This window comes from Ruminococcus sp. (assembly GCF_016287535.1).
Lineage (GTDB): Bacteria > Bacillota > Clostridia > Oscillospirales > Ruminococcaceae > Ruminococcus.
On record NZ_JAEFAJ010000001.1, the window covers coordinates 205,323 to 217,411 of the forward strand.

The window sequence follows — 12,089 nt, forward strand, 5'->3', positions numbered from 1 at the left end:
ATTATTAATCTTTTAATCAATGCCGGATCATAAAATCATTTATGCTCCAGACCTTTTGCTCTTCAAATCGCCCAGATTTGAAGTATACCCGTTTTTCTGACAGCTTTTTTCGCATACTTTTCGTAAAATAGTAATTGAATACAGATATAAAAAATGCCAAAACCAAGATCAGGATAATTACACCCATTCCCATTCTTTTTACTGCCAAATATGCACAGGCGATCAGCAATGCCTGCAATAGCGGGTATATCAGCCATGTCCAGACGGCAGCTTTAGATTTTTTAGGTACATTATCAACACGCATTTTTCCGGTCTGCCCGTTCATGGCATAAGTGAATTTCTCTCCGTTATAGGTTATATCAAGAAGCCATACAGGTACAAGATAATAAGACAGCTTCCTGTTTTGTATATATTTATTCAAACCGACTTTAAGCAGCCTGTCCATTTTTCTGCCTGTATCCAAAGGCTTTTCAGCTTCCGTTTTATTTGAAATCGCTTTGACACCGGATTCTTCATTGTAAATAGCCTGCAATACAGAATCGGTGCTTTTCATGGCGTTTTCTGCTCCGATAATATATCTGCTGGCAGAAAAGCCTGCAATGTAAGATTCGGAAAAATCTTCCGAATCGCTGTATTCAAAAGGCAGAAGCGAATAAAACACTTCTTCGCATATATCCGCATCATTTGCAAGTATAGGATAGTGATTTACACTTATATCAAATTGCTCCTCAGGTCTATACGTGCAGCTGTACCTCCATACCGGTATGAAACAACCGACTATCTTTTTCTGAACGTCCTTACTTCTGAATTCCCTGGGAACATTTTTGAACTCTGATATGTATTCCGTATATTTCTCCAGAAAAACATTAGACGGTACTTTAAATGGTATCACCTTATCGGGACGTATATCTCCGTCCAAATCAGAAGAAATAATAACGTAATTCCTGCAAAAAGGACATTTTGCGGTAGCATAGAATGCTTTTGTTACGATCGTTCCGCCGCAGGAGGGACAGGTGAACTCCTCAAGCCCGTCCGGCTCATAAGGCTCCCATACATATCTTGATCTTTCAACCCAGTCAAAATCCGAAAGTTTTTCATCAACTGGTATTATGATATGGGATTTTATATATTCAAGGTCAAATGTACTATTACAAAAGTGGCAGGTCATGCTTTCTTTAGTAATATCATAGTGGATCGGGGCTCCGCATGCCGGACATTTGTACTCATTTAAATCTGACATATGCAAACCTCGTTTCGGTTATATACTATTTAAAACGGGCGGACGCTAAGGTCTGCCCGTTTATGTATGATTTACTTTACAATATCGTCATCTGTAAAAGGATCGCCGCACTCAGGGCAGAACTTAGGAGGATTCTTGGGATCCTCAGGTTCCCAGCCGCACTTGTCGCACTTATAAAGCGGTGCGCCTTCGGGCTTCTTCTTTCCGCAGTTAGAACAGAATCTTCCCTTGTTTACAGAGCCGCATTCACAGGTCCAGCCATCCGGTGTAAGAACTGCAGGCTTGGATTTGCCGCATGATGAACAGAACTTGCCTGTATTAATCTCACCGCACTCGCACTTCCATGAATCTGCCGGAGCTCCTCCTGCAGCGGGTGCTGCCTGAGCAGTATGCTGTGCCTGATTCTGCTGAGCCATTCCGAAAAGATTCTGAGCGTTGGTGCCGCCTGCCTGCTGAGCCATGCCCATTCCGAAAAGTCCCATAGCAGCGCCGTTGGGATTATTTGCAGCATTCTGCATAGCCTGTGCCTGAGCTTCAACAAGTGATGCAGCAGCGTTGCCGGGGTCACGGTTCCATGCTCTGTCTTCAAATTCCTGGATTCTCTTTGTATCTTCATCGGAAATAGTTGCGGAATTGATATTTACAGTCTGGATCTCAAGACCTCTCTTTTCCTTCCACATAGGATTAACTTCGGTCTCGATAGCAGCCTTTACTTCTCTCTGTCTGCCGGGAAGCTCATCGTATCTGATTCCTGATGCAGATATAGAAGCAAATGCAGGCTGGAGTGAATCAAGGAACTCGCTCTTCAGCTGATTGTCGAGCTGTGAACGCATATACTTGTCTGCTACATTTCCGCAAACATTTACATAGAAAAGTACAGGATCGGCAATTCTGTATGAATATACACCATTGCAGCGAACTCCTACAGTAAAGCTTCTGCCGAGATCCTGATATGCCATTCTGAAAGGAACAGGATTCTGTGTACCAAACTTATTGTCAAGCAGTTCCTTCATATTAAAGTAATAGATCCTCTGATCCTTTGCAGCTGTACCGCCGTGCTTGATACGGTCCCACATTTCCTTGAACATATCCTTGAGGCCAGTACCGAAGCTGCTGTTGAAGATGCTGGGAGATGTACCTGTCTGATACTTATATATACCCGGCTTTGTAGCTATCTCGGTCACCATTCCCTGATCAACCATGATCATTGCCTGACCCTCATGAACAACAATGCCGCTTCCGTCAGAAATTACATTGTCATTTCCCTTTGTGTTGGAAGAGTGCTTTCCAAGCTGCTTCTTGGCTCTAACGACCAGGACATCAGTAGGGAGAGCGTCACAAGTATAGAACTCTTCCCATGTATCAGCAAGAGTCTGAGATGCTCCGACGAGAGCTGCCTGAATAATACCCATAATTATAGCTCCTTTCGGGAAAAAATCCCTGATAAAATTTTATTAAGCGAAAAATAGCCATTTTTCGTCATTTACGTGTCAGCAGAAAACTAACATATTGTAATTATAACATATTTAAAGAAAAAATGCACTACCTTTTAGCAATTTTTTACGTTTTTTATTATATTTTTATTATTTAACTATTTATTCCCAGTCTTTCCAGACTTCCGGACAATAGCCTATCGTCGCTTTTGCGCCGTTTCTGACAACAGGAGTAATGATTATCTGCGGATTTTCAAGAATCTTCTCTTCCTTATCCTCTTCAGAGAGATAATTGAGCAAAGCAAGAAGGTCCTTATCCTTTGAAGCGCTGTTGATAAGCTTTTCTGTGCCGCCGACAGCTTTCCTTACATTGTTGAACTCTCCGCGGCTCATACCCTTTTCTTTCATATCAATAAACTGATACTTGATACCGCGCTCCTTGAAATAGCGTTCCGCCTTCTTGCTGTCAAAGCACTTTTTAGTGCCAAAGATCTGAATGTTCATCAATTTTCCTCCGGTGAAAATGCAATATCCATATTATCGACTTCTTTTACAAGTTCAAACTCGATGTCATGAAGAGTCAGACCGTTTTGTGCAAAATAAAGCCTTATTGCCGAAAAACGCGAGAACAATGGTATCTCACAGGAAATAGGCACCTTCCTGCCGTCTGTACCGTTCCATGTAAGAGTACTGCAGGGAGTACCCATAGCGAAAACAGTTACAGGTATCTGTGCAAGAGAGCTCTGTGTTGACGAAGCGGTCACTGTGACCTTATACCAGCCCATATTCTTCAATATAAGCGCAAATGCATAATTCTGCCCTTTAATGCTCTTCAAACCGCTGAGGTCAATTTTCAGCTCCTTGTCGATATCATAGAATACGACCGGTCCATCAGAGTTTTCCTCGCTGTCGTCCCTGTTTATTATCCTGACCTTATCAGCCTCTCCGGTTACTCTCTTCATTGCGTCGGTAGTCAGTACAAATCCAAGAACATTGGCTGAATTGCGCTGCAGTTCTGCTCTTGTAATTACACCCTGCTCCAGTGCTGCCATAATTTTCTCATCAACGCAGGCACTGTCGGAGCAAACCATGTATACATCGTTCTGAGCGCGTATCATAGGAACATAATAGCTTCTCTCAGGCTCGCTGCCTCGGAAATTGACATTTGCCCACCAGTCTGTCATCGTAAAGCCCTTAAATCCCCATTCGTTCCTTAGAATGACTGTATTGAGATCAAAGTTTCCGGCTGTCCACAAACCGTTAACCGCACCGTATGTTGTCATTATGGTCTTTGCTCCGCCTTCTTTCACGGCTATCTCAAAACCTTTAAGATATATCTCACGCAAAGCTCTTTCCGAAACGACCGAATCCAGGAAATGCCTGTTGGTTTCCTGATTATTCGCACAGCAGTGCTTTACAGTACCAGTAACTCCAATACCGTGAAGTCCTCTGAGCTCTGCAGCTGCCATCTGACCTGTCAGATACGGATCTTCGGAGAAATATTCAAAATTGCGTCCGTTGAGTGGGTGCCTGTGTATATTCATGCCAGGACCGAGCAGGCAGTCCACCTTGTTAGCCTTCATTTCCATTCCCATAAATGTGAAAAGCTCACGTACAAGCTCACGATTGAACGTAGAGGCAATAAGAGTTCCGTTAGGCAGGCTGAACGCTTTTGTTCCGCAGTCAAGACGCATACCGGACGGACCGTCCGAGCAGCAGCAGGCAGGAATACCGAAGCTTTCAAGCTCATCAGATACACCGCCGAAAGCAGAAGCAGTACCGGCAGTTACCCTCGGACTTCCCATACCTTCGCCGCGTACTATGCTTGAAAGAGCATTGTCCGAAAGCTGTGCAATAAATTCCTTCATGGAGTTCTTTCCGTTTTTGACATCTGCAAGCTTTATTCCCTTATCACCTGTATAATGTATCTCTTCGGGAATGGCGTCTGTTCTGCGTTTTTCCTCATTTATTCTGCTCAGGGGAGCGCTTTCCATTTTATAAGTATAGATCTCTCCGTTTTTCTGAGCTTTTATACGCTCAAACGCTTCGACCGGAGCCATTGCCTGAGAGCATTTTTCAATAACAACAGTTTTGTCCTGTACAAAGCTGTAGACCTTTTCCGCCGTATGTACATCAGAACCTGCGTAGAATACATATTCTCCTTCTTCAAGCACCCAGCAGTATGGATTGCCGGTAATTCCGGAATCATCGTAGGAAGCAAGCTTTTCCCTGTTTACAGAAATCACGACGCTCTGTGTCTCACCAGGCTTCAGTAAATTCGTTTTCTCAAAGCCGCAAAGCTCTCTTGCAGGCTGTCCGAGTTTCCCCTGAGGCTTGCCGACATAGAGCTGTACAACTTCTTTGCCTGAATATTTGCCCGTATTTGTAACATTAACTGTGAAAGTGAGCTCTCTGTCTCCGCTGACTGATACAGTCTCTATGCTGAAGGTCGTGTATGATAATCCGAATCCGAAAGGATACATCACCTTGTCAGCGGCAAATGTCTCAAACCAGCGATAGCCCACATATATATCCTCTGTATAGACAGCCTTTTCCTTGTTGCCGAAATACTGATCAGAAGAATAGTCCGATATTTTTACCGCTATCGTATCCGGCAGTTTTCCCGACGGGCTCACCTTTCCGGTAAGTACAGCTGCTGTACCGGTTCCGCCTGTCATGCCGCCCTGCCAAACGTATAATAATGAATCAGGGCACACCTCGTTTATTTCATTGATATCTATTAAACTACCCACATTGAGCAGAACGATAACCTTACCGAAATATTTTCTGACCTTTCTGAGCATATCAATCTCAAGCTCGGATAAAAGGAAAGATCCCGCTTCTGCTCTTGCGTCCTGCTCCTCGCCGGCAGTTCTGCCGATTATAACGATCGCTCTGCTGCCTTTTGCAGCAGCAGCCTCAACAATACTGTCATCAAGAGGCATTTCCTTCTGTGCCCAGGGTTCTGCTCCCCAGCCGTCTCCGAGCTCAAACGGATTTTCTTCGTCCCATCTGTGGTATATTCCGAGCAGCTCTTCATTTATCTTGACTCCTGCTTCAAGCAGTCCGTCAACTATGCCGGTCACCTTTGAAACATTGACCATTCCGCCGGAACCTGTTCCGCTTTTATAATAATGAAGCTGTATCCTGCCGAATACAGAAACTGTTTCATTCATATCGAGCGGAAGAGCGCCGTTGTCATTTTTCAGCATAACAATACCTTCCGCTACGGTCTCGGCAGCTTTTTCCAGATATTTGTTCCAATCGAGTATCATTTCCATAGATATCATCACCTCTCTGTTAAAGTAAGTGATTATATTATATCAAATTCTGCCTGCTTTTGCAAGGGTTTTGATCGAGTTTAAACAAAAGAACTGATATAAAAATCAAAAAACGACAAAGTATATACCTTGCCGTTTCAATGAATATTTATCAGCCGAAATATCTCTTGAGAAGTCCTTCAAATGCCTTTCCGTGACGTGCTTCATCCTTGGCCATTTCATGAACCGTATCATGGATAGCATCAAGATTGAGCTCCTTAGCTCTTTTAGCAAGCTTCAGCTTGCCCTCTGTAGCACCGTGCTCAGCTGCAACTCTCTTTTCGAGATTTTCCTTTGTTGAAGATGAAAGGATTTCACCCAGAAGCTCTGCAAACTTTGCGGCGTGCTCTGCTTCCTCATAAGCAGCCTTTTCCCAGTATGCGCCAATCTCAGCGTATCCTTCCCTGTATGCTACTCTTGCCATTGCAAGATACATACCGACCTCGGTACATTCTCCGCTGAAGTTCGCTCTGAGACCGTCAAGGATCTCCTGATCTGTTACAGCCTTTGCGACTCCGAGCTCGTGCTCGCAGGCAAATACAAGCTTATCACCTGTTTGTTTCTCAATGAACTTTGAACCGGGAACTCCGCACTGAGGACATTTCTCCGGGGGTGCATCTCCTTCGTGAACATATCCGCAAACGGGACATACATAAGTCTTCATAATAGTTACCTCCATTGTATTAATATTATTGTTGAGTCCGAGCTAAGACAGCTGCCTTGCTGATGTGGACAAATTCAAACCGAGTGTTTTACTCTGTCATGTTCCTCTGCGCGTTTACCGTTATTGAAACGGTCGAGGGTGCCTACGAGATACCCTGTGATGCGTCTTATTCTGTCAAAGGGAACATCTTTCGCAAAATCATACTGAAGATCAACATAGTCTCCGTCGGTTTTTACTGTCATACCGAGGATCTCTCTGTCGCTGTACTTCTTCCTGCCGTAATCAATATATGCATTGATCTCGTCCTGAGAAATCTGTTCGCCTACAACATTTACCTTCATTGTGATCGACCTCCTTAAAAATAGTATTGACATTTGACTGAATATATTGTATCATATATAAAATGAAAAATCTGTTGCATCTGCAACAAAGGAGTGAAAAAATATGTTACCTGAGGATAACATACTGTTCAAAGGTATAGAAGCCGGCGACTGTCACCGTATGATAAGCTGCTTCAATGCTGATATTCGTACTTTCAAGCCGGGAAGCCGGATTATGGATTACTCCGACAATCCAGACAAACTCGGCATAGTCCTTAACGGTACAGCTGTAATGGTAAGATACGATGTCAACGGAGTCCGCTCCATTATGGAATCCCTTGGCGAACAGAGCGTTTTCGGCGTATACTTTACATTCACCGCCTCCCAGCGCAGCGGCATAGAAATAGTAGCGGAAAACGAATGTGAAGTAATGTTCGTAAAGCGTTCGGAAATAACAAAAAGATGCGAAAATGCCTGCCAGTGCCATTCAAGGGTCGTTGAAAATCTCCTTGACCTTATGTCCGAAAAGGCTATCTCCCTCAATGAGAGGATAGAGGTCCTCAGCCAGCGTTCAATAGAAGAGAAGCTGATAAGCTGTCTTAGTATCATAGAGGAAAAGACTCCCAAGGGAAAGGCTCCGCAGATTCCTTTTTCCACCACGGCTTTGTCAGATTACCTTTGCGTCAACAGAAGCGCGCTTCAGCGTGAGATATCAAGACTGAAAAAAGAGGGCGTACTATCCATATCCAAAAGAAAATTCAAGCTCATGAGATATCCTGATCAGACATATTGACAGTTATAATTATATATGCTATAATATCACTTGTATTTTTACTTGAAAGGAACATTATTAATTATGATATGGGAAATGATCAAAACCATAATACTCGGAATCGTTGAAGGTATAACCGAATGGCTGCCCATAAGCAGTACCGGTCATCTGATACTCGTAGGAGAATTCCTGAAACTTGATAAATCAGAAGATTTCAAGGAAATGTTCGATGTTGTAATACAGTTCGGCGCTATACTTGCCGTTGTTGTTATCTTCTGGAAAAAGCTCTGGCCCTTCGGCAAAAAGGATAACGCTCATCCGCTCAATAAAACACCTTTCGGCAAGATGATAAAGACTGATATCTTCGAGATGTGGTTCAAGGTGCTCGTAGCCTGTGTACCGGCTGCAGTCATTGGTCTTCTCCTTGACGACTGGATAGACGAGCATTTCTACAATCCGTGGACTGTTGCGATCGCACTTATCGTTTTCGGCGTTGCATTCATCGTTGTGGAAAACTGGAACAAGAACAGGAAGCCAAAGATAAATACCATTGCAGAGCTCACCTTCAAAGCCGCACTGATAATCGGTATATTCCAGCTCATAGCCGCTATATTCCCCGGAACATCTCGTTCAGGCGCTACTATAGTAGGAGCCCTTCTTATCGGAGTTTCAAGAACTGTGGCTGCTGAATTCACCTTCTATCTTGCTATCCCTGTAATGTTCGGCGCAAGCCTGCTGAAGCTTGTCAAATTCGGCTTTGACTTTACCGGAAGCGAGCTTGCCGTCCTCTTTATCGGCTGTGTAGTAGCGTTTGCAGTTTCTATATTTGTTATCAAATTCCTTATGGACTACATAAAGAAACACGATTTCAAGGTATTTGGCTGGTACAGGATCGTACTCGGAATACTTGTCATCGCATATTTCGGCATAAAGGCTATTGTAAAATAAATATTAAAGCAAAAAGGCAGCTCAACGAGCTGCCTTTTTTATTATTCCTCAAACGAGTCAAGATCAATGCCTGCAAGAAGTTCCTTGAGTTCTGCAAGCTCATCAGCTGTCAGTGTGACGCCCTTTCCCATTCTTGAGTGATCCGGAGACCATTCACGTATATCATACTTGGGCTCATACTCGTTCCAGCTTACCATATTGAGTTCCTTGGTCCAGCCCTTTGCGTTTTCAGAAAGAACACCGATCTTTTCTGTAATTTCATATTTTAGCTCTGCCATATTGATTTCTCCTTTCAAGATCCGGCTTAAAAACCATTTCAATTTGATATTATATCATATAAAAAAAGATTTGTCCATACCTGAAAAGAAAATTTTTTTTAAATTGATACTCTCAGAAAATCAAGCGCTCTTCCGTAAAGCTGTCTCGGCTTTGACCTGTTCGTGATAAGAGATTCCGCAAAAACAACGGCGTCTTCAATATTCCTGGAAAAATCAGGGATACATTCCTCGTCCCCGCTTTTTCTGTCGATCACCTCAACACCGTATGTAATGACTTCGTCTCCGAAGAGCTGCATTCGTCCGCTCAGCACCCTGTATGCGACCTTATTTTCTCCGTAGATCTCCATATAGAGTGTTTTGTCACGTACTTCCTGCACTTTTTTCTTTACTGTCCCGAACATTTTACTGCTCCTTTCTATTTTTACTGCCTTATGACATTTATTATTATAGCATCGGATACAGTAAATGTGAACGGGGATTTTTTTGTAAAACTGTAGGATTATTCGGATATATTGACGAAACAGCGCTGCTACCGGTCATTCAATATCATTTATCTGCATATAGATACGCTGCATCTGCATATCGGTCTGGGCTATACGCTCCGCACATTCACGAAGCTCCTCGGATATTTCGGCTGGTATCTCGGAGGAAGTCTTGTATTTGAGCTGATGCTCAAGACTTGCCCAGAAATCCATAGCTATGGTCCTTATCTGTATCTCAACCGGAGCATACTCCTTGTGAGTCGAAAGGTATACAGGTACATTCAATACGATATGATAGCTGCGGTAGCCGCTTGGCTTCGGCTTTTTGATATAGTCCTTCCTCTTTATGACCGTAAAGTCGTCACGTCTGCTCAGCATCTCCGCTATCGCATAGATATCGGTTATATAGTAGCAGGTAACACGTATACCGGCAAGATCAAGAAGATTTTTTCTTGCTGCTTCCGTAGTAATAGGCAGCCCTTTCTTCTGGAGCTTTCCTATTATAGACTGCGGAGACTTTAACCTGCTCTCAATATTATGTATAGGATTGCGCTGGAATTTTACGCCGAATTCATTGTCAAGAATGTTCAGATAGGTTTTTACGACCTCTATCGCCGAGTCATAAAGATGCTGAAGCTGCAGAAAATCATAGAAAACGTGTGAAAACATTTCCTTCATGGATTCGCTGTTATCAGCAAGCGCTGGAAGATTGTCAAACGCCTCTTCGTAAAAGTCCCTTTCGCTCATTCTGTATCATTCCTTTCTTCAGCTCTCGCTGTCCTCGCCTTCCGTATATTCAAAGCTGTCGGAAGTATTTCCGGCTTTGCTGAACTGCGTCTTATAAAGCTCTGAATAAACGCCTCCTCTGTTTACAAGGTCACTATGGGTACCTCTTTCAGAAATGACGCCGTCTTTGATTACAAGTATCTCGTCAGCGGCAAGGATAGTAGATAATCTGTGTGCAATGAGTATACTTGTTCTTGAAGATATAAGCGGCTCGATAGCGTCCTGTATCTTCTGCTCCGATATTGAGTCAAGCGCAGAGGTCGCTTCGTCGAATATCATCAGCGCAGGATCCTTCAGCAGAACACGGGCTATGGATATACGCTGTTTTTCGCCGCCTGACAGCTTCAGTCCCCTGTTTCCCACTACAGTGTCAAGACCTGTTTCCTGCTTTTCGATGAATTCGTAAATATTTGCCTGCTTGCAGGCTTCTATAAGCTCTTCCTCCGTTGCGTCCGGCTTTGCATACAGGAGGTTTTCACGGATAGTTCCGTTGAACAGATATGTTTCCTGACTGACTATTCCTATGTGTTTCCTTAAATACTCAAGGTCAAGCTTTCTTACGTCAATACCGTCAAAAAGGACACTTCCGGCTGTAACGTCATAAAGACGCGGGATAAGATTTACAAGAGTGCTCTTTCCTGAGCCGGAGGGTCCGACTATTGCAATACATTTTCCGCTGCTGAGACTGAATGTGATATCATTGAGTATCTGACGCTCCTTATCGTAGTAGAAGCCGACATTTCTGAACTCCACCTCACCGTTTGGCTCTTTGTCCGGAGTTACAGCGTCAGGAGCATTCTCTATCTCAACGGGCATATCGTAATACTCGAATATACGGGTAAACATAGCCATTGAACGTATCCAGTCCACCTGTATGTTAAGAAGCTGGTTCACAGGTCCGTACATTCTTCCGAGAAGTGCTACAAGCACCGTGATATCGCCGACTGTAAGGTCAGAATCGTACTTCATCATAAGTATACCGCCGGCAAGATAAATAAGCATAGGGCCTATGCTTGAAAAAGTTGTCAGCGCAACTCTGAACCATCTGCCTGCCATACCCTCGCGGATATTGAGCTTTATCATCTTATGGTTTACTTTTTCGTATTTCTCATACTCTGTCTGCTCCATACCGAAAAGCTTTACAAGGAGCTGTCCGCTGACAGACATGGTCTCGTTGAGTATGCCGTTTATCTCGTCGCTGCACGCCTGAGATTCCTTGGTTATTGTCCACCTTGTCTTTCCGGCGCTTCGTGTAGGTATAGCGAAAAGCGGTACGACAAGTATTCCGACTATGGCAAGTATCCAGTTCTGCCTGAACATTACGATCATCGCCACTATCAGCGTGATCGAATTGGAAAGTATACTGGTAAGGGTATTTGTGATTATCTGCTGTACTCCTGAGATATCGCTGGTCATTCTTGTTATGATATCGCCCTGATTATTGGAGGTGAAAAAGCGCTGTGACATTTTCTGAAGATGAGCATACATCTTGTTTCTCATATCATAAGTGATGTGCTGAGCTATCCATGTGTTCATATAGCTTTCAAGAACGCCTATAAGATTTGCTCCGAGCGTTACCGCAAGCGATAAAACTATAAAGAGTATCAGTTTTTTCAGGCTCCTGCCGATAAGTCCTTCATCTATGATCTTACCTGTCAGTACAGACGGAAGAAGGCTGAGCGTTGATGAAATAACTATCGCTATCAGAACTATCGTCATCTGCTTCCAGTACGGCTTTAAATATGAAAAGATCCTTTTCAGAAGATCCTTTGTAACTTTCGGACGGTTTTTCTTCTCCTCATCGGTAAGATATCCCATACCTCTCGGTCCACCTACAGGCGGCATA

General features: G+C 43.6%; 12 protein-coding genes. 2 read left to right on the forward strand and 10 right to left on the reverse strand.

What is annotated here, in order from left to right; translation table 11 throughout:
* Positions 1-16 precede the first annotated feature (16 nt).
* From QZZ36_RS00990 to nrdD, 6 genes are all read right to left on the reverse strand, one after another.
* Positions 17-1,240 carry a hypothetical protein gene (locus QZZ36_RS00990; protein WP_295075341.1) on the reverse strand — a complete coding sequence of 408 codons (1,224 nt, stop codon included), beginning with the start codon at positions 1,238-1,240 and terminating at the stop codon, positions 17-19.
* Positions 1,241-1,311: 71 nt separating this feature from the next.
* Positions 1,312-2,652, reverse strand: coding sequence for an SPFH domain-containing protein (locus tag QZZ36_RS00995; protein ID WP_295075343.1), 1,341 nt, complete (start codon positions 2,650-2,652; stop codon positions 1,312-1,314).
* Positions 2,653-2,835: 183 nt separating this feature from the next.
* The gene (locus QZZ36_RS01000; RefSeq protein WP_295075345.1) at positions 2,836-3,177 is read right to left on the reverse strand and encodes an arsenate reductase family protein; all 342 of its coding nucleotides are present in this window, start codon (positions 3,175-3,177) and stop codon (positions 2,836-2,838) included.
* Positions 3,177-5,954 carry a glycoside hydrolase family 3 C-terminal domain-containing protein gene (locus QZZ36_RS01005; protein ID WP_295075347.1) on the reverse strand — a complete coding sequence of 926 codons (2,778 nt, stop codon included), beginning with the start codon at positions 5,952-5,954 and terminating at the stop codon, positions 3,177-3,179. Before QZZ36_RS01005 ends, QZZ36_RS01000 begins: the two co-directional genes overlap by 1 nt.
* 151 nt (positions 5,955-6,105) lie before the next feature.
* Positions 6,106-6,657 (reverse strand): NADH peroxidase, encoded by a 552-nt coding sequence (locus tag QZZ36_RS01010; protein ID WP_295075349.1) that lies wholly within the window; start codon positions 6,655-6,657, stop codon positions 6,106-6,108.
* 74 nt (positions 6,658-6,731) lie between these two features.
* The gene (gene nrdD / locus QZZ36_RS01015) at positions 6,732-6,998 is read right to left on the reverse strand and encodes an anaerobic ribonucleoside-triphosphate reductase (protein ID WP_295075351.1); all 267 of its coding nucleotides are present in this window, start codon (positions 6,996-6,998) and stop codon (positions 6,732-6,734) included.
* Positions 6,999-7,101: 103 nt separating this feature from the next.
* Between nrdD and QZZ36_RS01020 the strand changes: the two genes are divergently transcribed.
* Positions 7,102-7,770 carry a Crp/Fnr family transcriptional regulator gene (locus tag QZZ36_RS01020; protein WP_295075354.1) on the forward strand — a complete coding sequence of 223 codons (669 nt, stop codon included), beginning with the start codon at positions 7,102-7,104 and terminating at the stop codon, positions 7,768-7,770.
* Positions 7,771-7,830: 60 nt separating this feature from the next.
* Positions 7,831-8,697, forward strand: coding sequence for an undecaprenyl-diphosphate phosphatase (locus tag QZZ36_RS01025; RefSeq protein WP_295075636.1), 867 nt, complete (start codon positions 7,831-7,833; stop codon positions 8,695-8,697).
* A gap of 41 nt (positions 8,698-8,738) precedes the next feature.
* Here the strand turns inward: QZZ36_RS01025 and QZZ36_RS01030 are convergent, their stop codons facing one another.
* The 4 genes from QZZ36_RS01030 to QZZ36_RS01045 all read right to left on the reverse strand — a co-directional run bounded on the left by QZZ36_RS01030 (position 8,739) and on the right by QZZ36_RS01045 (position 12,088).
* Positions 8,739-8,975, reverse strand: coding sequence for a PC4/YdbC family ssDNA-binding protein (locus QZZ36_RS01030; protein WP_295075357.1), 237 nt, complete (start codon positions 8,973-8,975; stop codon positions 8,739-8,741).
* 98 nt (positions 8,976-9,073) lie between these two features.
* Positions 9,074-9,376, reverse strand: a complete 303-nt coding sequence (locus QZZ36_RS01035; RefSeq protein ID WP_295075360.1) for a hypothetical protein — start codon at positions 9,374-9,376, stop codon at positions 9,074-9,076.
* A gap of 135 nt (positions 9,377-9,511) precedes the next feature.
* Positions 9,512-10,204 (reverse strand): GTP pyrophosphokinase family protein, encoded by a 693-nt coding sequence (locus tag QZZ36_RS01040; RefSeq protein ID WP_295075363.1) that lies wholly within the window; start codon positions 10,202-10,204, stop codon positions 9,512-9,514.
* Between the two features lie 18 nt (positions 10,205-10,222).
* Positions 10,223-12,088, reverse strand: a complete 1,866-nt coding sequence (locus QZZ36_RS01045) for an ABC transporter ATP-binding protein (RefSeq protein ID WP_295075366.1) — start codon at positions 12,086-12,088, stop codon at positions 10,223-10,225.
* Between the last annotated feature and the right edge of the window lies 1 nt (position 12,089).